Origin of the sequence: Streptomyces verrucosisporus (assembly GCF_017114865.1) — a bacterium.
In the GTDB taxonomy this organism is placed as follows: Bacteria; Actinomycetota; Actinomycetes; order Streptomycetales; family Streptomycetaceae; genus Streptomyces; species Streptomyces fenghuangensis.
Genome location: NZ_JADEYH010000002.1, coordinates 183,244 through 205,118 on the forward strand (window position 1 = coordinate 183,244; position 21,875 = coordinate 205,118).

20 protein-coding genes and 1 riboswitch are annotated in these 21,875 nt (G+C 74.2%); of the genes, 10 read left to right on the forward strand and 10 right to left on the reverse strand.

Features of this window, described 5'->3' with window-relative positions:
- Positions 1-48: 48 nt before the first annotated feature.
- Positions 49-1,068 carry a DUF5954 family protein gene (locus IQ279_RS03790; protein ID WP_206346850.1) on the reverse strand — a complete coding sequence of 340 codons (1,020 nt, stop codon included), beginning with the start codon at positions 1,066-1,068 and terminating at the stop codon, positions 49-51.
- 118 nt (positions 1,069-1,186) lie between these two features.
- Positions 1,187-2,137, reverse strand: a complete 951-nt coding sequence (locus IQ279_RS03795) for an SIS domain-containing protein (protein WP_206346851.1) — start codon at positions 2,135-2,137, stop codon at positions 1,187-1,189.
- 232 nt (positions 2,138-2,369) lie between these two features.
- Here IQ279_RS03795 and IQ279_RS03800 point away from each other — a divergent pair, with 232 nt between their 5' ends.
- Both IQ279_RS03800 and otsB read left to right on the forward strand, forming a co-directional pair.
- Complete coding sequence (locus IQ279_RS03800; protein ID WP_093658895.1) at positions 2,370-2,636, forward strand: DUF3263 domain-containing protein; 267 nt, start codon at positions 2,370-2,372, stop codon at positions 2,634-2,636.
- Between the two features lie 38 nt (positions 2,637-2,674).
- Positions 2,675-3,538 carry a trehalose-phosphatase gene (gene otsB, locus IQ279_RS03805; protein WP_206346853.1) on the forward strand — a complete coding sequence of 288 codons (864 nt, stop codon included), beginning with the start codon at positions 2,675-2,677 and terminating at the stop codon, positions 3,536-3,538.
- 216 nt (positions 3,539-3,754) lie between these two features.
- On the opposite strand, the gene IQ279_RS03810 is transcribed toward otsB, so the two are convergent.
- Both IQ279_RS03810 and IQ279_RS03815 read right to left on the reverse strand, forming a co-directional pair.
- The gene (locus IQ279_RS03810; protein ID WP_206346854.1) at positions 3,755-5,227 is read right to left on the reverse strand and encodes an alpha,alpha-trehalose-phosphate synthase (UDP-forming); all 1,473 of its coding nucleotides are present in this window, start codon (positions 5,225-5,227) and stop codon (positions 3,755-3,757) included.
- 258 nt (positions 5,228-5,485) lie between these two features.
- Positions 5,486-6,445 carry a glucosyl-3-phosphoglycerate synthase gene (locus IQ279_RS03815; protein ID WP_206346855.1) on the reverse strand — a complete coding sequence of 320 codons (960 nt, stop codon included), beginning with the start codon at positions 6,443-6,445 and terminating at the stop codon, positions 5,486-5,488.
- Between the two features lie 496 nt (positions 6,446-6,941).
- Positions 6,942-7,084, forward strand: a riboswitch (SAM riboswitch).
- A gap of 18 nt (positions 7,085-7,102) precedes the next feature.
- Here IQ279_RS03815 and thrC point away from each other — a divergent pair.
- From thrC to IQ279_RS03840, 5 genes are all read left to right on the forward strand, one after another.
- The gene (gene thrC, locus IQ279_RS03820; RefSeq protein WP_206346856.1) at positions 7,103-8,383 is read left to right on the forward strand and encodes a threonine synthase; all 1,281 of its coding nucleotides are present in this window, start codon (positions 7,103-7,105) and stop codon (positions 8,381-8,383) included.
- Entirely contained in the window at positions 8,380-8,658 is a 279-nt protein-coding gene (locus IQ279_RS03825) for a MoaD/ThiS family protein (protein WP_206346857.1), read from the forward strand. The genes thrC and IQ279_RS03825 overlap by 4 nt, the downstream gene beginning before the upstream one ends.
- A 503-nt stretch (positions 8,659-9,161) precedes the next feature.
- Positions 9,162-9,365: a cold-shock protein gene (locus IQ279_RS03830; protein ID WP_004986573.1), complete on the forward strand. Its 204-nt coding sequence runs from the start codon at positions 9,162-9,164 to the stop codon at positions 9,363-9,365.
- A gap of 396 nt (positions 9,366-9,761) precedes the next feature.
- Positions 9,762-11,390: a chaperonin GroEL gene (groL, locus tag IQ279_RS03835; protein WP_206346858.1), complete on the forward strand. Its 1,629-nt coding sequence runs from the start codon at positions 9,762-9,764 to the stop codon at positions 11,388-11,390.
- Positions 11,391-11,643: 253 nt separating this feature from the next.
- Positions 11,644-13,134 (forward strand): alanine/glycine:cation symporter family protein, encoded by a 1,491-nt coding sequence (locus IQ279_RS03840; protein WP_206346859.1) that lies wholly within the window; start codon positions 11,644-11,646, stop codon positions 13,132-13,134.
- 521 nt (positions 13,135-13,655) lie between these two features.
- On the opposite strand, the gene murQ is transcribed toward IQ279_RS03840, so the two are convergent.
- A complete protein-coding gene (gene murQ, locus IQ279_RS03845) occupies positions 13,656-14,654 on the reverse strand; it encodes an N-acetylmuramic acid 6-phosphate etherase (RefSeq protein WP_206346860.1) in 999 nt (332 codons plus the stop codon).
- A 139-nt stretch (positions 14,655-14,793) separates the two neighbouring features.
- A complete protein-coding gene (locus IQ279_RS03850) occupies positions 14,794-15,729 on the reverse strand; it encodes a MurR/RpiR family transcriptional regulator (RefSeq protein ID WP_307792227.1) in 936 nt (311 codons plus the stop codon).
- A 142-nt stretch (positions 15,730-15,871) separates the two neighbouring features.
- On the opposite strand from IQ279_RS03850, the gene IQ279_RS03855 reads away from it, so the two are divergent.
- Positions 15,872-16,303, forward strand: coding sequence for a DUF8819 family protein (locus tag IQ279_RS03855; RefSeq protein ID WP_241027549.1), 432 nt, complete (start codon positions 15,872-15,874; stop codon positions 16,301-16,303).
- A complete protein-coding gene (locus IQ279_RS03860) occupies positions 16,300-16,593 on the forward strand; it encodes a DUF4031 domain-containing protein (protein WP_206346861.1) in 294 nt (97 codons plus the stop codon). The genes IQ279_RS03855 and IQ279_RS03860 overlap by 4 nt, the downstream gene beginning before the upstream one ends.
- On the opposite strand, the gene IQ279_RS03865 is transcribed toward IQ279_RS03860, so the two are convergent.
- The 4 genes from IQ279_RS03865 to IQ279_RS03880 form a co-directional block, all read right to left on the reverse strand.
- Positions 16,580-17,896, reverse strand: a complete 1,317-nt coding sequence (locus IQ279_RS03865) for a SpoIIE family protein phosphatase (RefSeq protein WP_206346862.1) — start codon at positions 17,894-17,896, stop codon at positions 16,580-16,582. The two genes, IQ279_RS03860 and IQ279_RS03865, sit on opposite strands and share 14 nt — an antisense overlap.
- Positions 17,893-18,693 carry an alpha/beta fold hydrolase gene (locus IQ279_RS03870; protein ID WP_206346863.1) on the reverse strand — a complete coding sequence of 267 codons (801 nt, stop codon included), beginning with the start codon at positions 18,691-18,693 and terminating at the stop codon, positions 17,893-17,895. Before IQ279_RS03870 ends, IQ279_RS03865 begins: the two co-directional genes overlap by 4 nt.
- A 238-nt stretch (positions 18,694-18,931) precedes the next feature.
- A complete protein-coding gene (locus tag IQ279_RS03875) occupies positions 18,932-20,164 on the reverse strand; it encodes a Cmx/CmrA family chloramphenicol efflux MFS transporter (protein ID WP_206347175.1) in 1,233 nt (410 codons plus the stop codon).
- A 172-nt stretch (positions 20,165-20,336) separates the two neighbouring features.
- Positions 20,337-21,113 carry an HD domain-containing protein gene (locus IQ279_RS03880; protein WP_241027550.1) on the reverse strand — a complete coding sequence of 259 codons (777 nt, stop codon included), beginning with the start codon at positions 21,111-21,113 and terminating at the stop codon, positions 20,337-20,339.
- Between the two features lie 58 nt (positions 21,114-21,171).
- On the opposite strand from IQ279_RS03880, the gene IQ279_RS03885 reads away from it, so the two are divergent.
- Positions 21,172-21,873 carry a copper homeostasis protein CutC gene (locus tag IQ279_RS03885; RefSeq protein WP_206346864.1) on the forward strand — a complete coding sequence of 234 codons (702 nt, stop codon included), beginning with the start codon at positions 21,172-21,174 and terminating at the stop codon, positions 21,871-21,873.
- The last annotated feature ends 2 nt before the right edge of the window (positions 21,874-21,875 follow it).

Sequence of the window (21,875 nt, forward strand, 5' to 3'; positions counted from 1 at the left end):
CTGTCCCGCCCGGCCGGGGGGCCGGGCGGGACAGCGGGTGAGGTGGGTTCAGTCGCGGAGGATGTTTCCGAACTCGTCCATCACCGGGTGGAGCCGCATCGGCGGCTGAGGGTCCCGGTCCGAGGGGCGGGAGGTCTCGGGCCCGTCGGGGCCGACGCGGATCAGCCGCTCCACGCGGACGATCCGGAAGCACCGGCCGCGCACCCGCAGTTCGTCGCCGCGCGGGGTGCGGGTCACGTACTCGTCGGCCGCCCGTGCGTCCTCCTCGGCCTCGTCCGGGGGGACGTCGTAGAGCAGGGGCCGGATCTCCTTCAGATGGTTCACCATCGACCGCCGGGCGTCGTGCGGGGTGGGCAGGGAGACGCAGACCGGCTCCCAGGAGTCCTCCTTCTCCTCGGCGAAGGCGAAGGCGGCGGGCAGGAGCACCACGCCGGGGTGGGTGTGGAGGGCGCGCAGGGAGTCGGCCCGCACCTCCTCCGGGTAGCGCGCGGCCCGGTAGGCCAGCGACAGCAGCTCGACCCGCTGGATGCCCGTCATGAGGCCCACGGCGGCGGCGTGGTCGATGACGAAGCCCTTCGTCCGTGAGACCGACCGGTCGCTCAGCTTCCAGGAGAGCGGTCCCGGGGGCTCGGGGTCGGTGGGGCGGGGCGGCTCCAGCCCGTCGGGGCCGATGCGGGCGAACTCGTCGCCGCGCACGACGCGGTAGCGGGTGTCGCCCACCGAGACCTCATCCACCGGCTCGATCTCCAGCCGGGCGACGGCGGCCAGCAGCCGGCGGCGCAGCGCCCGGTCCTCGGTGTCGTCCCGGGCCGTGAACCACAGGTACGAGTTGAGGCCGTCCCGGGCGTGCTGCGGGAAACCGCTGTCCATGTCGCTCAGCAGCCGCCAGCGGGGGCCGTCCTCGGGCCGCTGCTCGGCGAAGCCGAAGACGGGCCCCCGGATCACGACATGCGGGTAGCGCACGGACGCCTCGACGGTGTCGTGCTCGGTGACCCGGGAGACGGGGTCGTCCTGGGCCCGCACGCGGATGGTCAGGTGGTCGGGTGACTTCTCACGGTGGTCCTTCATGCACCCACTGTGTTGGAACGGCCCTGCCGCGTCAGCCGGTTCCCGGTGTTCCGGCACGTACAGTTCCCGGCTGTACGAGGTCTGTACGAGCGGCCCCGGCGGGCCGCCGGCGGGCGCGTCAGCCCAGGACCACGCTGCGCGTGAGGTTGCGCGGCCGGTCCGGGTCCGCGCCGGAGGCCTCCGCCAGGGCGACCGCCAGGCGCTGGGCCCTGACCAGGTCGGCCATCGGGTCCAGCGCCCGGTCGCCCGTGGCCGGGCAGTCGGAGTCCGCCAGCAGCGTCCCGCCCACCCGCGCGATGTCGCCGGACAGCCCCTCCGGCAGGGAGCCCAGCAGCCAGACGGCACGGCCCGGCCGGGCGATCGCGATGGGGCCGTGGCGGTACTCCATGGCCGGGTACGCCTCCGTCCAGGCGCCGGCCGCCTCGCGTATCTTCAGCGCGGCCTCCAGCGCCAGCCCGTACGTCCAGCCCCGGCCCAGGAACGTCCACTGCTCGGCCTCCAGCGCGGCCGGGGGCAGTGGCTGGACGACGGCCAGTTCCGCGTCGACCGCGGCCTGCTCGACCGGCTTCACCCCGGCCGGCGGCGCGCCGTGCCGCTCCAGGCCCGCGCGCAGCAGCGCCAGCGCCGTCGTGGCGAAGCGGGTCTGGACGACCGACTCCTCGTCGGCCCAGTCCAGGACGGCGGTGTGCCCGGCGGTCTCCACCACGGGCGTGGCGGGGTCGGCGGTCAGGGCGGTGGTCGGCACGCGGCCCCGCAGGTGGGCCAGGAGGCCGAGCACCTCGGAGGTGGTGCCGGAGCGGGTGATCGCCACCACCCGGTCGTACGCGCGCCCGGCCGGGAACTCCGAGGCCGCGAAGACGTCCGTCTCGCCCTGCCCGGCGGCCTCGCGCAGGGCCGCGTAGGACTGGGCCATGAACCACGAGGTGCCGCAGCCGGTCACCGCCACCCGCTCGCCCGGGCGCGGCAGCGCCCCGGCGGACCCGGACCCCACCGCCTTCGCCGCCCGCCGCCAGCAGCCGGGCTGGGTGGCGATCTCGGCGGCGGTGCGGGACTGCTCTGCGGCGGCCATGCGGGGCTCCTCGTGACGTGGGCGGGGGGGGCGGGGTGGGGCGTGATGCGCTGTGGGAGCGGGACGGGGTACGGGACGCGGTCGGCGGTGGATCCCGGCGGGCGGGTACACGCACGTGGATAGCAGCCCCGGCCCGGGAGAGTGAAGCACCGTTGTCGAAGCGATACGCGACGGGGCGGGGGCCGTCCGGCCGCCGGGATGCGGTGTCCGAGCGCGGCAGTAGGTTGGAGTGGTGAGCACCGGCAGCGAGCAGCCGAGCGGCGGCAACGGCACCGGCGGCCTGTCCGAGGAGGACGAGGCCGTGCTCGCCGTCGAGCGCCGCGGCTGGCCGAACCCCGGTGCCAAGGAGCGCGCGATACGCGAGCGCCTGGGCATGTCCCCCACGCGCTACTACCAGGTGCTCAACGCCCTGCTCGACGACCCGCGCGCCCTGGCCCGCGACCCGGTCACGGTCAACCGGCTCCGCCGCCGGCGCGACGAGCGGCGCGGGCTGCGGTAGAGGAGGTGAGGGGACGGCCGCCGGGTATGGTCCCAGGCATGGGCAGCCACTCCTCACACACCTTCCCGGAGCAACTTCCCGTACCGACCACCCCCGCCGGACGCGACGGGCTGGCCGCGCTGCTGGCCGACCCCGGGCGTGCCGTGGTCGCCCTCGACTTCGACGGGACGATCGCGCCGATCGTCCCCGACCCCGACAGCGCCCGCGCCCACCCGGAGGCGGTGCCTGTCCTCAGCGGGCTGGCGCCGCTGCTGCGGGCCGTCGTCATCGTCACCGGGCGCCCGGCCGCCACGGCCGCGCGCTACGGCGGCTTCACCGGGGCGCCCGGCCTGGAGCACCTGGTGGTGCTCGGCGCGTACGGCGCGGAGCGCTGGGACGCGGCCACGGGCGAGACCCGCACCCCGCCGCCCCACCCGGGGGTGGAGGCGGTACGCGCCGAACTGCCCGGTCTGCTGGAGAGGGCCGGGGCGCCGCAGGGCGTCAGGACCGAGGACAAGGGACGTGCGCTGGCCGTCCACACCCGCCGGGCCGCCGACCCGCAGGGCGCCTTCGAGCTGCTGCGCGGTCCTCTGGCCGAGCTGGCCGGACGGCACGGGCTGGCCGTGGAGCCCGGCCGCCTGGTGCTGGAGCTGCGGCCCCCGGGGATGGACAAGGGCATGGCCCTGACGGAGTTCCTTCGCGAGACGGGCGCCGCCTCGGTCCTCTACGGCGGCGACGACCTGGGCGATCTGGCCGCCTACGACGCGGTGGACCGGCTGCGCGGCGAGGGCGTGCCCGGAATCCTGCTGTGCAGCGGCAGCGACGAGGTCACCGCGCTGGCCGAACGGGCGGATCTGGTCGTGGACGGCCCTGCCGGGGTGGTGGGCCTGCTGGGCGCGCTGGCGGACGCGCTGGGGGCCTGACGGCCCCCGGGCCCCCGGGCTCCCGGGCTCCCACGGGGCGCCGCCCGCCGGCCTGTTCCCGCGAACCGGCGGCGTCCCTCCGGACGCCGCCGGCCCGGTCCGCCGACCCGCCGCCGGTGCCCGCGCGGACACCGGCCTCGGACACCGGTCTCAGACCCCGCCGGGGCCGCCACGGCCCCTTCCGGGCACGCCCGGATGCGGGCCGCCGGCCGGTGTTCAGTCGCGCAGCGCGTCCAGCTGGTCCAGGAACCACTTCGTGGGCGGCAGGGCAGTGGCCGCGGCGGCCAGGCGCTTGGTGCGCTCGGCGCGCTCGCCCGCGCCCATCGTCAGTGCCTGGTGCAGGGCGTCCGCCGTGGCGCCGATGTCGTAGGGGTTGACGGTGATGGCGTCCTCGGCCAGTTCGGCGAAGGCCCCCGCCTCGCGGGAGAGGACCAGCGCGCAGCCGCCGTCGGAGAGCACCGGGATCTCCTTGGCCACCAGGTTCATGCCGTCCCGGATCGGGTTGACCAGGGCGACGTCGGCCAGCCGGTAGGCCGCCAGGGAGCGCGCGAAGTCGTCCTTGAGGTGCAGCTCGACCGGCGTCCAGTCGCCCTCGCCGAACTCCGCGTTGATCCCCTCGGCGACGCGGGCGACCTCGTCGGTGTACTCGCGGTAGACCGCCAGGTCCTGCCGGGAGGGGTAGGCGAAGGCGACGTGCACGACCCGGCCGTGCCACTCGGGGCGGTCGGTCAGCAGCCGCCGGTAGGCGAGCAGGCCGCGGACGATGTTCTTGGACAGCTCGGTGCGGTCCACGCGCACGATCGCCCTGCGCGGCTCGCCGTCGGGCCCGCGGCCGATCTGCTCGCGCAGCAGCGCGATCCGGTCCTCCACATCCGGCCGCCGGGAGCGCTCGCGCAGGAACTCGGCGTCGGCGCCCAGGCCGTGGACGCCTATGCGAGTCTGCCGGCCCTCGTGGGTGACGATCATCTCGTCGCCGCCGTCGGCCACGGAGACCTGCGCGCCCAGCAGCTTCACACAGCAGTCGGTGAAGGCGCCTGCCCAGCGCCGGGTGAGGAAGGCGGCCCGGTCGGCGCCCAGGATGCCGCGCAGCACCTCGGCGGCCACCCCGCCGTCCGGGTCGTCCGGCAGCATCCGGAAGTAGTCCGGCGGCGCCCAGGGGGTGTGGGAGAAGTGGCCGATGCGCAGGTCGGGCCGCCGCTCGCGCAGCATGGCCGGGACGAGGGTGAGGTGGTAGTCCTGCACGAGGACGGCCGCGCCCTCGGCGGCCTCCTGGGCCAGCGCGTCGGCGAACGCCGCGTTGTAGGCCTCGTAGGAGCGCCACTGCCGCTCGAAGTCCGCGTCGAAGACGGGCTCGGTCGGGGTCTGATAGAGCATGTGGTGGACGAACCACAGCACGGAGTTGGCGATGCCGTTGTAGGCGTCCGCGAAGACGTCGGGCGCGATGTCGAGCATCCGCACCTGCTGGCCGCCGGTGTCCGCCGGATCCAGCTCGCCGCCCGTGCGGCGCACCGCCTCGCGGTCGCCCTCGCCCAGTGCCGCGCAGACCCACACCGCGTCGCCCTTGACGGCCGACAGGCCGGAGACCAGCCCGCCGCCGCCGCGTTTGACGGTCAGCTCGCCCCCCTCGCCGAGCGTGTGGGAGACGGGGCCGCGGTTGGAGGCGACGAGTACCTGGTGCCGAGTGACCATGAGCGGAACCTAGCCGCTGTCCGTACCGCTCAAACGTACGGTTCTCGTCACACGGAGTCCGGGGGCCCGGTGGGCCTGCGGCGCCGGGGAGGCCGTGGAGGCCGGGCCGGGGCGCACGGGCATGGCGCGCACGCGGCGCGCGCATGAGGGAGCCTCCGTACCGGGCGGGTACGGGAGCGGCTGGAACGGCGCGCGCCGGGCCGGGTGTGCTTCACCGGCGCGCGCCGGGCCGGGGTCCCCCTCCAGGGCCTGCGGCCCTCAGGCCGCCGTACGGCGGGCGGTGTACTCGGGGACGGTGCACATCGGCGGACGCTCCTCGGTGTCCACCGGGTGGGTGTGCGGGACGAAACCGCCCCCGGGCACCCGCTCGAACTGCGTGAGCACCGGGCGTATCAGCGGGCCGCGCGCCTGCCGTACGTGGGCGGTGCGGTGTATCGCCGCGGCCATCCGCCCCAGCGCCAGCCCGTCCTGGTTGCGGTGCCTGCGCACACCGACGTCGACCTGCGCGAGCGCGTCGAGCCCCACGGTGTGCAGCGCGTCCACCAGCAGGCCCAGCTCGACGCCGTAGCCGACGGGGAAGCTGAGCCGCTCCAGCAGGGAGCGCCGTGCCGCGTACTCGCCGCCCAGCGGCTGGACGAAGCCCGCCAGCCGCGGCCAGTGCAGGTTGAGCAGGGGGCGGGCGACCAGCTCGGTGACCCGGCCGCCGCCGGCCGGGCTGTCGCCGATGGCGCGGTCGTACATCGCCTTGACCATCGCCAGGTCCGGGTCGGTCAGCAGCGGCCCGACGATGCCCGACACGAACGTGGTGTCGAACTCCCGCAGGTCCGCGTCGACGAAGCAGACGATCTCGCCGCTGGTGGCCAGCAGCGACCGCCACAGCACCTCGCCCTTGCCCGGCACCGTGGGCAGCCGGGGCAGCACCTCGTCGCGGTGCACCACCTTCGCGCCCGCGGCGGCCGCCACCTCGGAGGTGCGGTCGGTGGAACCGGAGTCCACCACCACCAGTTCGTCGACCAGTGGCATGTCGTCGGTCATCAGTCCGCGGCGGATGGCGGCGACTATGTCGCCGACCGTCGCCTCCTCGTTCAGCGCCGGAAGCACCACGCTCACGCTGCCCGCCGGTCCGGCGGCCCGCTTGGCGGCCAGCAGCCGGTGCAGCGGGCGTTCGGCAGCGCTCCATGAGCGTCGTTCCAGCCAGTGGTCGACCTCATCCAGCACGTGTGCCTCCCTGTCCTTGACGGTCCTCACCGGTCCTCACCGGTCCTCACCGGTTTCCGCCGGTTTCCGCCGGTTCTCGACGGTTCTCGCGGTCCCGGCATTCCCGGTCGCCCCGGTGTTCCCGGTGGCCCCGCCGTCCCGGCGGTCCCAGGCATTCTGCGGGACCGGAGTCGCCCGGGTGATCTCGGCGTGTCTCCTGCTGTCGGCCGTGGTGCGGGCCGTGGTGCCGGCCGGGAGTGCCGGCCGTGGTCGGACCGTGGTTGCCCGCCACCGGCCGTCCATGCCCGGTACCGGGCATGTTTCCGGGGGATTTGCCCGGGCCCGCCTTCCGGAGGGCGCCGGTGTCGTCCCCGTGTGCCTCTCGTCTCGCGGTTCGGACGGCCGGCCTTGCGGCCAAGGGCTTCGGTTACAGTCTTGGACGACGCACGGGAGTTCCGCATCTCGGGGATCCCGTCGTGCACAAACGCACCGGTCAGGGTATTGGCCGGTGCCATAGAGCTCATCCAGAGGGGCAGAGGGAACGGCCCGTTGAAGCCCCGGCAACCCTCCCGCCGGCACTCGTCGACAACAGTCCGAGGCCACGGTGGGGAAGGTGCCAATTCCGGCCTGCGGCGAAGGGCGTCGCGGGGAAGATGAGGAGAAAGGGCCTCGCCGACCATGGCTGTGCAGACTGTTGCAACTGACACCGACCTTTCGCTCGGCCCCGCCGTGGCGCTCTCCTGCCGCGAATGCGGTGAGCGTTTCCCGCTCGGGCCGATCTTCGCCTGCGAGGCGTGTTTCGGTCCCCTGGAGATCGCGTACGACCTGCCCGGGGGTGACCCGGAGGAGCTGCGGAAGCGGATCGAGGCCGGCCCGGACAGCATCTGGCGCTACGCCCCGCTGCTGCCGGTCCCGGCCGACGTGGCGGACAAGCCGAATCTGAACCCGGGCTTCACCAGGCTGGTCAAGGCCGACAACCTCGCCCGGGAGCTGGGCGTCACCGGCGGCCTGTACGTCAAGGACGACTCCGGCAACCCCACGCACTCCTTCAAGGACCGGGTGGTGGCCATCGCCGTCGAGGCCGCCCGGGCCTTCGGCTTCACCACCCTGTCGTGCTCCTCCACCGGCAACCTCGCCGGCGCGGTCGGGGCCGCGGCGGCCCGCGCGGGCCTGCGCTCGTGCGTGTTCATCCCGCACGACCTGGAGCAGGGCAAGGTCGTCATGGCCGCGGTCTACGGCGGCGACCTGGTGGGCATCGAGGGCACCTACGACGACGTGAACCGCTTCTGCTCGGAGCTGATCGGGGATCCGATCGGCGAGGGCTGGGGCTTCGTCAACGTCAATCTCCGCCCGTACTACGCGGAGGGTTCCAAGACCCTGGCGTACGAGATCTGCGAGCAGCTCGGCTGGCGGCTGCCGGACCAGCTCGTCGTCCCGATCGCCTCCGGCTCCCAGCTCACCAAGATCGACAAGGGGCTGCGCGAGCTGATCGCCCTGGGGCTGGTCGAGGACCGCCCCTACAAGATCTTCGGCGCCCAGGCCGAGGGCTGCTCGCCGGTGGCGCGGGCCTTCAAGGACGGCCACGACGTGGTGCGGCCGGTGAAGCCGGACACCATCGCCAAGTCGCTGGCCATCGGCAACCCGGCGGACGGCCCGTACGTGCTGGACATCGCCCGCCGCACCGGCGGCGCGGTGGAGGACGTGAACGACGGGCAGATCGTCGACGCGATCAAACTGCTGGCCCGCACCGAGGGCGTCTTCGCCGAGACCGCGGGCGGCGTGACCGTCGGCGTGACGAGGAAGCTGATCGAGGCCGGTGTGCTCGACCCGTCCCTGACCACCGTCGTCCTCAACACCGGCGACGGCCTCAAGACCCTGGACGCGGTGGCGCCGACCACCGGACCGTCCGCGATCATCCGTCCCAACCTGGACTCCTTCCGAAAGGCTGGCCTGGCATGAGCGTCACCGTCCGAATCCCGACCATCCTGCGCACCTACACCGGCGGCCGGGCCGAGGTGCCCGCCGAGGGCGCCACGCTCGCCGAGGTCATCGCGGACCTGGAGAAGAACCACCAGGGCATCTCGGCCCGGGTGCTGGACGACTCCGGCAAGCTGCGCCGCTTCGTGAACGTCTACGTCGACGACGACGACGTCCGCTTCGCCGACGGTCTGGGGACGCCGACGCCGGAAGGCTCGGGCGTCTCCATCATCCCGGCCGTCGCGGGCGGCTGCTGACCGGTCGGCCGCCGGCCGGGCGGGTCTTCGGCGCGGCACGTGCCACCGCGTGCGGGCGGCCCCGCGCTCCCTCCCGTACGGAGGGGCGCGGGGCCGCCCGCACGCGCGCTCCAGGGGGAGGGCGTGTACCACGGACAGAAAACGGAATTGGTAATTCCGGCCCTTGGGGAGCGGTAGAGTGAGCATGCCTCCCCCCAAGTGCGCACTTCGGCGCCCATGAGAACGCGACAACTTGTGCCCGGATTTACCGAGTGAATTGTCGTGTCGGTCCGCTATGCCCGGCCCGAGTTGCCCCGCTTTCCCTCCGTTCATGTGCTTATCGGCAATCCGGCGTGACCGGAATTCTCGTCCGACAGGCCTGTTGCGGAGGGCGTCTGCCCAGATACATTCAGCCGCGGTCGACGCGTTCCGGCGCACGCCGCCCCCTCTCGCCGGGGGGTGGTGACTGACCCGGGTCCGCGGAGCGCGGGCTCGCGCAAGGGCCGGCAATAGGGGAGTTAGGAATGGCTCAAGGCACCGTCAAGTGGTTCAACGCGGAGAAGGGATACGGCTTCATCGCGGTCGACGGTGGGGCGGACGTGTTCGTCCACTACAGCGCGATCCAGATGGACGGATACCGCACCCTTGAGGAAGGGCAGCGGGTCGAGTTCGAGATCTCGCAGGGCCAGAAGGGCCCGCAGGCGGACATGGTCCGCGTGACGGCCTGAAGCGCCGGACACACGCACCACGACGCACACCAGCAGTAGACGGCACAGCAGGGCCCGCGTCCCGGCAGGGACGCGGGCCCTGCTGTTGTGCGCCCGCGCGCCGGAGCGGGCCCGCGGTCCCGTCCGCGCCCCGTGTCCGTGTCCGTGCCGCCGGGTACGGGCACGCGGAACACCTGCGCGCTTGCACTCGGAGGGGTCGAGTGCTAATCATTGGCGTTAGCACTCTGAAGGTGAGAGTGACAAAGCAAGGACCGGTTCGGTGAGGTCCGCAAGCCCGGTGGAGCAAGGAACCGCCGGGTCGGTGGGCCGTCCGTCGCGGGCGCCAGAGCGGTCCGGAGACATCCCAAACCCGCCCCTGGCCTTCGGCATGGGGAACCCCAGGGAGGACCACTTCACATGGCCAAGATCATCGCGTTCGACGAGGAGGCGCGGCGCGGCCTCGAGCGCGGGATGAACCAGCTCGCCGACGCCGTCAAGGTCACGCTCGGCCCCAAGGGCCGCAACGTCGTCCTTGAGAAGAAGTGGGGCGCCCCCACGATCACCAACGATGGTGTCTCCATCGCCAAGGAGATCGAGCTCGAGGACCCGTACGAGAAGATCGGCGCCGAGCTGGTCAAGGAGGTCGCGAAGAAGACCGACGACGTCGCCGGTGACGGTACGACCACCGCGACCGTCCTGGCCCAGGCGCTGGTCCGCGAGGGTCTGCGCAACGTCGCCGCCGGCGCCAACCCGATGGCCCTCAAGCGCGGCATCGAGAAGGCCACCGAGGCCGTCTCCGCCGCCCTGCTGGAGCAGGCCAAGGAGGTGGAGACCAAGGAGCAGATCGCCTCGACCGCCTCCATCTCCGCCGCCGACACCCAGATCGGCGAGCTGATCGCCGAGGCCATGGACAAGGTCGGCAAGGAAGGCGTCATCACCGTCGAGGAGGCGCAGACCTTCGGTCTGGAGCTCGAGCTCACCGAGGGCATGCGCTTCGACAAGGGCTACATCTCCGCCTACTTCGCCACCGACATGGAGCGGATGGAAGCGGTCCTGGAGGACCCCTACATCCTGATCGCCAACTCCAAGATCAGCGCCGTCAAGGACCTGCTCCCGCTGCTGGAGAAGGTCATGCAGGCCGGCAAGCCGCTGCTGATCATCGCCGAGGACGTCGAGGGCGAGGCCCTCTCCACCCTGATCGTCAACAAGATCAAGGGCGTGTTCAAGTCCGTCGCCGTCAAGGCCCCGGGCTTCGGCGACCGCCGCAAGGCCATGCTCGGCGACATCGCCATCCTCACCGGTGGCCAGGTCGTCTCCGAGGAGGTCGGCCTCAAGCTGGAGAACGCCGGTCTGGAGCTGCTGGGCCGCGCCCGCAAGGTCGTCATCACCAAGGACGAGACCACCATCGTCGACGGTGCCGGTGACAGCGAGCAGGTCAACGGCCGCGTGAACCAGATCCGCGCCGAGATCGAGAACTCCGACTCCGACTACGACCGCGAGAAGCTCCAGGAGCGTCTGGCGAAGCTGGCCGGCGGCGTGGCCGTCATCAAGGCCGGCGCCGCCACCGAGGTGGAGCTCAAGGAGCGCAAGCACCGCATCGAGGACGCGGTGCGCAACGCCAAGGCGGCCGTCGAGGAGGGCATCGTCGCCGGCGGTGGCGTGGCCCTGCTGCAGGCCTCCGCGGTCTTCGAGAAGCTGGAGCTCGACGGCGACGAGGCCACCGGCGCCGCCGCGGTCAAGGCCGCGCTGGAGGCCCCGCTGAAGCAGATCGCGGTCAACGCCGGCCTCGAGGGCGGCGTCATCGTGGAGAAGGTGCGCAACCTGACCCCGGGCCACGGCCTGAACGCCGCCTCCGGTGAGTACGTGGACATGATCGCCGAGGGCATCATCGACCCGGCCAAGGTCACCCGCTCCGCGCTGCAGAACGCCGCCTCCATCGCGGCGCTCTTCCTCACCACCGAGGCCGTCATCGCCGACAAGCCGGAGAAGGCCGCGGCCGGCGCCGACGCCGCCGCTGCCGGCATGGGCGGTGGCATGGACTTCTGATCCGCCCCGCGGATCGGTGGTTCCCACCGGGCGCGTACCGCGCGCACGGTGACGAGGGCGGCACCCCGCAAGGGGTGCCGCCCTCCCGCTATGTCCAGGATGTGAGATTTGGCACCGCGTCGCGGCCTGCCCCGGGGACGGCGCACCGGATAGCCTCCCGTGGGCCGCGTACGGGCGATCCCCTCCCGCGGCGCCTTCACTCTGTTTCCAGAGCCGAACCCACCCCACACGACTCCTGGACGGCACCTACGCGATGAGCACGCTCGAAACAGTGATCGTCGAGATCAACGACCACTTCTGGACCTATCTGCTGATCCCCCTGGTGGCCGTGGCGGGCCTGTACTTCACCGTCCGCTCCCGGGCCATGCAGATCCGGCTCCTGCCGGAGATCGTCAGGACGGTCGCGGAGCGGCCCCGCGCCGGGACCGGCGGGAAGAAGCCGGTCTCCCCGTTCGGCGCCTTCACCATCTCCGCCGCCGCCCGCATCGGCACCGGCAACATCGCCGGCGTCGCGGCGGCCATCACCGTCGGAGGGCCGGGCGCGGTCTTCTGGATGTGGATGATGGCCCTGGTCGGCGGTGCCTCCGCGTTCGTGGAGTCCACCCTCGCCCAGCTCTACAAGGTGCGCGACCGCGGCAGGGGCGGCGAAGGCGCCTACCGCGGCGGCCCCGCGTACTACATGCAGCGCGGCCTGGGACGGCGCTGGGCCGGTGTGCTCTTCGCCGTGATCATCACCCTGACCTTCGGCCTGGTGTTCACGGCCGTGCAGTCCAACACGATCGCCTCGGTCACCGCCGGATCGCTGGGCACGGACGGCGACGGCTCCGGCCGGGTCGCCCCGGTCGTCGGCGCGGTCCTCGCCGTGCTGCTCGGACTGGCCGTCTTCGGCGGGGTGCGCAGGATCGCCTCGGTCACCAAGGTGCTCGTCCCCGTGATGGCCGTGATCTACCTGCTGGTGGGTCTGGCCGTGGTGGTGCTCAACCTCTCCGAGGTGCCGCGCGTCCTCGCCGACATCGTCGGCGGCGCCTTCGGTCTGCGCGAGGTCGCCGGAGGCGGCATCGGCGCGGCGATCCAGCAGGGCGTGCGCCGCGGCATGTTCTCCAACGAGGCCGGCCTGGGCTCCGCCCCGAACGCCGCCGCCGCGGCCGAGACCTCCCACCCGGTCAAGCAGGGCCTGGTGCAGACCATGGGCGTCTTCTTCGACACCCTGGTGGTCTGCACGATGACCGCCTTCGTCATCCTCTCCGCCAACCCCGAGCTCTCCGGGCGCCAGGGCGCCGACCTCACGCAGTCCGCCCTGCAGGAGACCCTGGGCGGCTGGGCCGGCCACCTGCTGACGCTGGTGGTCTTCCTGCTCGCATTCAGCTCGATGATCGGCAACTACTACTACGGCGAGTCCAACATCGAGTTCATCACCCGCAGCCGCTCGGTCATGCTCGGCTACCGGGGGCTCGTCCTGGCCGCCGCGTTCCTGGGCGCGCTGGGTTCGCTGAGCGTGGTGTGGAGCCTCGCCGACGTCACCATGGGCGCCATGGCCCTGGTCAACCTGCTGGCGATCCTGCCGCTGTCGGTGATCGCCTTCCGGCTGATGGAGGACTACCTCGCCCAGCGCCGCGCGGGCCTGGACCCCGTCTTCACCCGCGACCGCCTGCCGGACCTGACCGGCGTGGAGTGCTGGGAGGCGGTGCCCGCGTCCCGTGCCGCCGGGAGCGAGCCCGCACGGGCGGGGACGCGGAACGGCTGAGCCGGCCGCCCGGTCCGGGCGCGGACACCGTCCGCGCCGGCGGCCCCCGGCGCGTACCATCCCCTTCCGGTGCGCGCCGGGGTCTTTTCGCGTGCGCGTGCCCGCCGCGCGGGCGGTACGGAGGGGCGGTGCGGCCGCCGCGCGTACGCGGGGGCTCAGGGCGGCCGAGAGCCGCGTGCGGCCGGTCCCGCCCGGCGTACCGGCCTCCGGTGCGGGAAGGTCACCGCCGGCCGGCGCGCCCGCCGGGGTCGTACGGTTCCGTGCACGGGGGTGCCGCCGGGGCCTGTACGGGCGTGAGCGCCGGGGCGGGGGCCGGGATGCGGGAACGGCTCCCGCGGGTGCCGGACGGCCGCGGCGGTGCCCGTGCGCGGGCCTCCCCGGCCGGGGCCGGAAGCCTCCCGCGCACGGGCACGCCGTGCCTCCGGCCGCCCGTGCGGGGGCCGGACGGCCGGGCACCGGCGCGGGTGGGGGCCGCGCACCGTCCGGGGCCGCGCACCGTCCGGGGCGCGGGGCGCGGGCCGTCAGCCGCGTGCCGCATCCAGGGCCGCGCGCAGCCGGCCGCCCGACTCCCTCAGCAGCCGCTCGGCCGTGGGGCCGTCCACCTCGCCCAGGATGGTGAGGATGGCGTTCTTCACCTCGCCGCCGGTGGCCGCGAGCGCGGACTCGATCCGCTCCTCGCCCGCCCCGGTGGCCAGCGAGACGATGCGGCGCGAGCGGGCCCGCAGCTTCTCGTTCGAGGCGCGCACGTCGACCATCAGGTTCCCGTACGTCTTGCCCAGCCGGATCATGGTGATGGTCGAGATCATGTTGAGGACCAGCTTCTGGGCTGTGCCCGCCTTGAGCCGGGAGGAGCCGGTGATCAGCTCCGGGCCCACGACGACCTCGATGCCGTGGTCGGCGGCCGCCGCCAGCGGTGAGCCGGAGTTGCAGGACAGCCCCACCGTCAGCGCCCCCAGCCGCCGCGCGTGCTCGACCGCGCCGACGGTGTACGGGGTGCGCCCGGAGGCGGAGACGCCGACCACCACGTCGTCGGGGCCCAGCGCCAGTCCGTCGAGGTCGGCCGCGGCGAGGTCGGGGCGGTCCTCGGCTCCCTCGGCCGCGCTGACCAGCGCGGCCGGACCGCCCGCGATCACCCCGACGACCTGGGAGGGATCGGTGTCGAAGGTGGGCGGGCACTCGCTGGCGTCCAGCACGCCCAGCCGCCCGGCCGTACCCGCCCCCGCGTAGACCAGCCGGCCGCCGCGTGCCATCCGCTCGGCGGTGGCGTCGATGGCGGCGGCGATGCGCGGGAGCTGGGAGGCGACGGCGGTGGGGACGGTGGCGTCCTCGCCGTTCATGACCCTGGCGATCTCCAGGGTGGGGAGCCGGTCGATCTCGGACAGGTCGCTGCGGAACGCCTCGGTGGTGAGTGTGTCCAGCTCGGCGCGCAGCCGGTCGTACGTGCCGTCCGGGGCACCGGGGCCGGGAGAGTCGGGGGAGTCGCCGGGTTCGCGGCCGGCGGCGGTCGGGGAGGAGGTCATGACGGTGCGGCTCTTTCCGTGTCTTCCGGATGCCGGGGCCGGTCACCGGTGCCGGCGCCCGGGCAGGGGTGTGGGGGGTTGGGCGGTGCTGCTCGGGTGCTGCTCGGACGGGTCGAGGGGGCGGGTGCGGGCGTGGGGGTCAGCGCTGCCGGGGCGAGTGGCGGTGGGCCAGAGCCTCGTAGGAGGCCGCCAGCGCGGGGGCGGCGGTCTCGTAGGTGCGCTGTGCCACGCCGATGAACAGGCAGTCCACAACCAGCAGTTGGCTGGTCCGGCTGGACATGGCCGCCGGGCGCAGCTCGCTCTCCCGCGCCGTTGAGGTGGTCAGCACGTGGTCGGCGTACTGCGCGATCTCCCCGTCCGGGCGGCCGGTGACGGCCACGGTGGTGGCGCCGTGGTCGAAGGCGACGCGCAGCGGTTCGATCACGTCCACCGTACGGCCGGAGTGGGTCACCGCCAGGGCGACGTCACCGGCGCGCAGCTGCACGGCGCCGGTGACGGCCAGATGCGGATCGGCGTGGGCGTGGGCGACCAGGCCGATCCGCAGCAGCTTCTGCGCCAGATCCTGGGCGACCAGGGCGGAGGCGCCGGCGCCGTAGAGGTCTATCCGGCGGGCGGAGGCCATGGCGTGCACGGCGGCCTCGACCTGGCCGGGATCCAGACCGGCGGCGGTGTCGGCGAGGGTCTGCCGCTCGTCGTGGGCGAGCTTGGCTATGACCTCCTCGATGGGGTCGTCCACGGCGATGTCGGCGGTCACCGACGGGGAGGCGCCGGAGGCCTGCTGCGCGGCGAGCCCGGCCAGCGCCAGGCGCAGATCGCGGTAGCCGGGGTAGCCCAGCAGGCGCGAGGTCCGTACGACGGTGGCCTCGCTGGTGCCGGTGCGCTCGGCGAGACCGGTGACGGTGAGCCGCGCGCATCCGGCGGGGTCGCCGGCGACGGCCTCGGCGACGCGCTGCATGGAGCGGGTCATCGAGGGGGCCATGGTACGGACCTTGGCCGCGAGGGCGGCGGGCTCCGGAGGGCCGGGGCGGAGGACCGGCGCGGTGTCGCGGACCGGACCGGAGAAACTTTCCTTCACTGTGTCGTTCACATGGCGGAAGGTATTTTCGCCGGGCGGGGCCGTCAAGAGGCCGTCAAGAGGTCCCTCACCCCGCGGTGGCCGGGACGCGGTCACGGCCGGCGGGGCGGTCGCGCCGGTCTTCTGCTCCAATAGAGGGGCTATGGCAGAGCGGCATCCCCCTTCCCCCGGCCCCGATCCCCACGACCCCGGCTCCCACGCCCCCCGCGAACCCGACCCCCACGGCCTCGAACGCGCCCTGCACACCGGCCGTGCGCTCGTCCTCGCCGACCTCACCGCCTGCGGCATCGCCGAGGCCGAGGTCGTCTCGCTGGTCGAGGACGCGGTCTCCCACCGCCGCTGGTGGGTCGAGCAGTGGCCCGAGGGCGTCTCCTTCGTCGCGGGCCTGATCGCCCAGGACGTCCAGGACGCCCTGCTGGACCGCCGGGGCCGCTGGCCGGGCTGCCCGCTGTGCGGCGGTGAGGAGGAGCACGCCCTCGACGTCGAGCCCGAGCTGGGCCCGGACCCGCACTGGGTGTGCGGCCGGACGGCGACGGCGGTGGCGCCCGTCGGGGAGCTGGGAAGCGCCCGGTGACGGTCTACATCGATCCGCCCGAGTGGCCGGGCCACGGGATGCTGTGGTCGCACCTGGTCAGCGACGCCTCCCACGAGGAACTGCACACGTTCGCCGCCGCCCTCGGCTGCCCGCGCCGCGCCTTCGACCGCGACCACTACGACGTACCCGCCCACCGCTACGAGCGGGCGGTGCGGTTGGGCGCGGTCGAGGTGGGCAGCAAGGAGCTGCTGCGGCGGCTGACGGAGGCGGGCCTGCGGCGGCGCCGGCCCCCGCGCGGGACCCCGGGCCGGGTGGTCACGGCGACCTGAACGGCTCCGGCCCGCCCGGGGCCTCCGGGGTGCCCTGCCCGCCCGGGGCCTCCGGCGCCTTCCGGGAGGCGGGGACGCCGAGGGCCAGTACGGCGGTGTCGTCGTCCACCCCCTCGCCCAGCCCCTCCAGCAGGGCGCCGACGGCGGCGACGGCGTCCGCCGCGCTCGTCGGAGCCAGCCCGGTCGCGAAGTCGAGCAGGGCGTCCTCGCCGTAGCGTCCTCCGTCCCGCTCCTGGTGGCGGCCGTCGGCGTGGACGGTACGGGCCTCGGTCAGGCCGTCGGTGTACAGCAGCAGGGTGTCGCCGGGGGCCAGGCGCACGGTGGTGGCGGCGAAGCGGGCGTTCGGCAGCACCCCGACCAGCTGGCCTCCGGGGGTGTGCAGGTATCCGGCGGTGCCGTCGGCGCGCACCAGCAGGGCCGGGGGGTGGCCGCCGCCGGCGAGGGTGATCTCGCAGCCGTGCTCGCCCGGGGTGAGCAGACCGTGGATGACGGTGCAGAAGCGCGGGTCCTCGCCGTGGTTCTCGTGCTCCAGGACTGTGTTGAGGTTGGCCAGCACCCTGAGCGGGTCGGGGTCGGAGGCGCTCGCGGCGCGCAGGGAGTAGCGGGCGAGTGAGGTGACGGCCGCCGCGGCGGCGCCCTTGCCGGACACATCGCCGAGGAAGAACCCCCAGCGCCCCCCGGAGACGGGGAACAGGTCGTAGAAGTCGCCGCCGACCTCGTCGGCCGAGGCGGTGTGGTAGTGCGCGGCCAGCTCGGTGCCGGGGATGTCCGGCAGGGCGGGGGGCAGCAGGCTGCGCTGGAGGGTGGTGGCCAGCTGCTGGACGCGTTCGCGCTCGCGGTCGGCCTCCTGCCGGGCGCGCAGCAGCTCGGTCTCGTACGCGCGGCGGTCGCGGGCCTCGAAGACGGAGACGCGCACCAGCGCCGGCCGCCCCCCGGAGCCCTCCCGCACCGCGGCGGCGACCAGCACCGGCAGCCGGCTGCCGTCGGCGGCCTTCATCTCCAGCGCGATCCCGCCGATGCGCCCCTGCATCCCCAGCAGCGGGGCGAGGTGGGTCTCGTAGTAGATCCTGCCGCCGACGCTGAGCAGCCGGGAGAAGGTCCGGCGGCCGACCAGCTCCTCGCGGCGGTAGCCGAGCCAGTCCAGCAGGGTGGCGTTGACCTTGACGATCCGGCCGTCGGAGAGCGTGGAGAGCTGGCCGCACGGGGAGTTCTCGTACAGCTCCTCCGGGTCGTCCTCCGGATTCCCGCCGTCCTCCGGTTCCGGCCCGTCCGGCTCCGGTTTCGGGTCAGCGCGGGAGGTCACCGCGCCCTCGCGAAGGAGGCGATGGCCTCGGCCGTCGGGCCGGGGCTGCTCAGCTGCGGGCAGTGCCCGTGGGCGTCCAGGGTGACCAGGGTGCTGCCGGCGATCTCGTTCATGACGAACGCGCCCACCTCGCGCGGGGCGAGGGTGTCGTGCGCGCACTCGACCACCAGCGTCGGCACGGTCACCCCGGCCAGGTCCTCGCGGTTGTCGGACAGGAAGGTGGTGCGGGCGAAGACGCGGGCCATGCGCGGGTCGGTGCGGCAGAAGCTGTTGGTCAGCTCCTCGCCCAGCTCGGGCCGCTCCGGATTGCCCATGATCACCGGTGCCATCACCGCGGACCAGCCCAGGTAGTTGCTCTCCAGCGACTCCAGCAGCTCCTCGATGTCGGCCCGGCTGAACCCGCCCCGGTAGTCGCCCTCGTCGATGTAGGAGGGGGAGGGGGTGAGCAGCACCAGCCTGGCGAAGCGCTCCGGTTCGCGCAGCACCGCCAGCACCCCGATCATGGCGCTGACCGAGTGACCCACGAACACCACGTCCCGCAGGTCCAGGGCACGGCAGATCTCCAGCACGTCCTGCGCGTACCCCTCCAGCGAGGAGTAGCGCTCCTCGTTCCAGGCGGAGGGGTCCGAGCGGCCGGAGCCCACGTGGTCGAAGAGCACCACCCGGAACTCCTCGGCCAGCGCGGGCGCCACCAGGCGCCACAGGTTCTGGTCGCAGCCGAATCCGTGCGCCAGCATCACCACCGGTCCGTCCTCCCGGCCGGTGACGGTGACGTTGTTCCTCCTGCGCACGTCCATTTCACACGTCCTTTCACCCGTGTCCGGCGTCCTGGCCGCCGGAGGGCCGGCCGCCGGGCGGCCGGCGGAAGGCCGGCGGAAGGCCTGTCGCAGGTGGCCTGCGGGTGCACCGGCCACCGAGGGTAATCCGGTACCCCGGACAGGGCGCGTCGGAACGGTCCGGAACGGGAGGGCGGCCGAGGCGGCAGGTCCGGCCGGGCCGCGGCGCACCGCCGCCTCCCGGCTGGTGCCCGGCCGATCAGCCCGCGGCCTCGGTGACCCGGCCGGGTGCGCCGGCGGACGTGTTCGCGGGCGAGCCGGCCACCATCCGGGAGGCGGCGGTGCGCCGGTGCCACCGGGAGGCCGCCACCGTCGCGCCGACGGCCGCGGCGGCCAGCAGCGCGCTGACCCAGGAGACGCCGGTGTACCCCCAGCCGGCGGTGATCACCAGTCCGCCGATCCAGGGGCCGAGGGTGTTGCCGATGTTGAACGCCGAGGTGGTCGTCGCGCCGGCCAGGGTGGGCGCGGCGCCCGCCACCTCGAACATCCGGGCGTTGATGGCGGGGGCGGTGAAGAACGAGGTCACCCCCAGCCCCAGCGCCAGCCCGACGGCGGCCACGGGCAGGTGCGCGGTGAGCGCCAGCAGCGCCAGTACGGCGGTGGTGGCGGCCAGACCGGCGTACATGGCGCCGAACAGGTGGGCGTCGCCGACCCGGCCGCCGAGCGCGGCGCCGATCAGCGCGCCGACCCCGTACAGCGCCAGCACGGTCGGCACCCAGCCCTCGCCCAGGCCTGCGGTGTCGGTGAGCAGCGGGGAGAGGTAGGAGAAGAGGCAGAAGGTGGCGGCGGCGTTGAGCGCGGTGATCACCAGCGCCAGCCACACCTGGCCGTCGCGGTAGATCCGCAGCTCGCGGCGGAGTGCGGGCCGGTCCGCGCCGGTGGGCGGCTGGGTGGGCGGCACCAGCGCCAGTACCCCGGCCACCGCGACCCCCGCCAGTAGGGCCACCGCCCAGAACGCGGCCCGCCAGCCGGCGTGCTGCCCCAGGAGCGCCCCGGCCGGTACGCCCAGGACGTTGGCGACGCTCAGCCCGCCGATCATCACGGCCATCGCCTTCGCCTTCGCGCCCGCCGGGGCCAGCGACACGGCCACGGCGGCGCCCACCGCCCAGAACCCGGCGCACGCCAGCGCGCTCACCACCCGCGAGGCGAACAGCACCTCGTACGTCGGCGCGAGGGCGCCGGCCACCTGCCCGGCCCCGAAGACGGCCAGCAGCGACACCAGCGTGGTGCGGCGGGGCAGCCGCAGCGTCGCACCGGCCAGCACCGGGGCGCCGACCACCATGCCGATGGCGAAGGCGGACACCAGCAGCCCGGCCTGCGGAATGGTCACCGACATGTCGCGGGCGATCGGCTGGAGCAGCCCGGCGATCATGAACTCCGAGGTGCCGAGCGCGAACACGGACAGCCCCAGGACGTAGACGGCCAGGGGCATGCGGGGCCGCCCCGCGCGGGGCGGAGCGGCCGGGGGCGCGGCGCCGGGGGAGGAGCCGGACGGGGCGTCGGGGGTTTCGCCGAGGGCGGCGCCGGGATCGGGATGGGGCATGTACGGGCCCAACATCACCGGCGGTTCCCTCATTCCTCGCCGGCCCCCTTCGTGCCTTTGATCACGTCGGGCTCTTCCCGCCCCCCGCGTCGCGGGCTTCCCCGCCTCCCGTCCGGCCGCCCGTCCCGCCGTCCGCCGCGCCGCTCTCGCCGGCCGACAGCAGCTCCAGCTCCGTCTCCAGGTTGCGGCGGGCGGTGTGCTCCCAGTGCTCTTGGCCGTAGCGGGTGCGGAACAGGGCGGGCAGGCCCAGCAGACGGCGCAGTACCTCGGCGCGCCCGGTCCGGAAGGCCTCGTCGGGGACGAAGCCGTACTCCTCGCGGACGGCGGCGGCGTAGGCCGCGTACTCCCGCGGCGGCCCGGCCAGCACCGCGAGGTCGGCGTCGCAGAGCACCTCGCCGCCCGTGTCGCCGGGGGCCGGGTCGTGTCCGGCGGTGAGGCGGACCAGCCGGGCCACCTCGGCGGCCGGGGCGGGGGAGACGCCCGCCTCGGGCAGGGCACGCTCGGCCAGGCGGGCGCTGCGCTCCTCGTTGGTGGAGCGGTCCGGGAGGTACACCGCGTCGTGGAACCAGGCCGCCAGCGAGACGGTGGCGACCTCCTCGGGGCCGGAGCAGTGCGCGGAGAGCAGGCCGACGCGGTCCAGGACGGCGATCAGGTGGTCGGTGGTGTGGTAGCGGCGGTGGGGCTCGGCCCAGCGGGCGAGGAGGTCGTCGGCGTAGGCGTACGGGGAGGGGGTGCCGGCGGGGAGCCCGGCCTCCGGGCGGCGTACGGCCAGGAGGGTCCGGGTCCAGCGCTCGCGCAGCCCGTCGTGGGCCGGATGGCGGTTCTTCGGCGTGGCCATGGCGCAATTGTGTGCCCCGTCTTCCCGGCGTGTCCCGCGATATGGCAGGCTCCGTTATATGTCTAGACCAATCCTCGAAGTGATCGCCCTCGACGTACGCGACGCGATCGCCGCGCAGACAGGCGGGGCGGACCGCCTCGAACTGGTCGGCGACATGGCCGCCGACGGCCTCACCCCCGCCCGGGAGACCTTCGCCGCCGTACGCGGCGCCACCGGCCTGCCGGTGCGGGTGATGCTGCGCGCGGCGGGCGGGTTCGCGGCGGGCGGCGAGGCGGCGCTGGAGGAGTTGTGCGAGCGGGCGCGCGAGCTGCGCGCGGAGGGCGCCGAGGAGTTCGTGCTCGGCTTCCTCGACGACACCGGGCAGCCGGACCTCGCCGCGATCGGCGCGCTCCTCGACGCCGTCCCCGGCTGCCGCTGGACCTTCCACCGCGCCATCGACCACTGCGCCGACCGTGCCGGACTGCGCAAGCGGCTCGACGGGCACCCCGGTCTGGACGCCTACCTCACCGCCGGCTCGGCGGACGGCGTGGCGGCGGGCCTGGCCGTCCTGTGCGCCGAGGCGGCCCGTACGGCCGCCGGGGAGCCCGGCTACCTCCCGCTGCTGATGGCCGGCGGCGGCCTGGGGCTCGACCATGTCCCCGCCCTGCGCGCGGCGGGCGTGACCGCCTTCCACATCGGCGGCGCGGCCCGCCCCGGCGGCTGGGACACCCCGGTCTCCCCGGACGCGGTGCGCACCTGGCGCGAGACGCTGGACGGCTGACC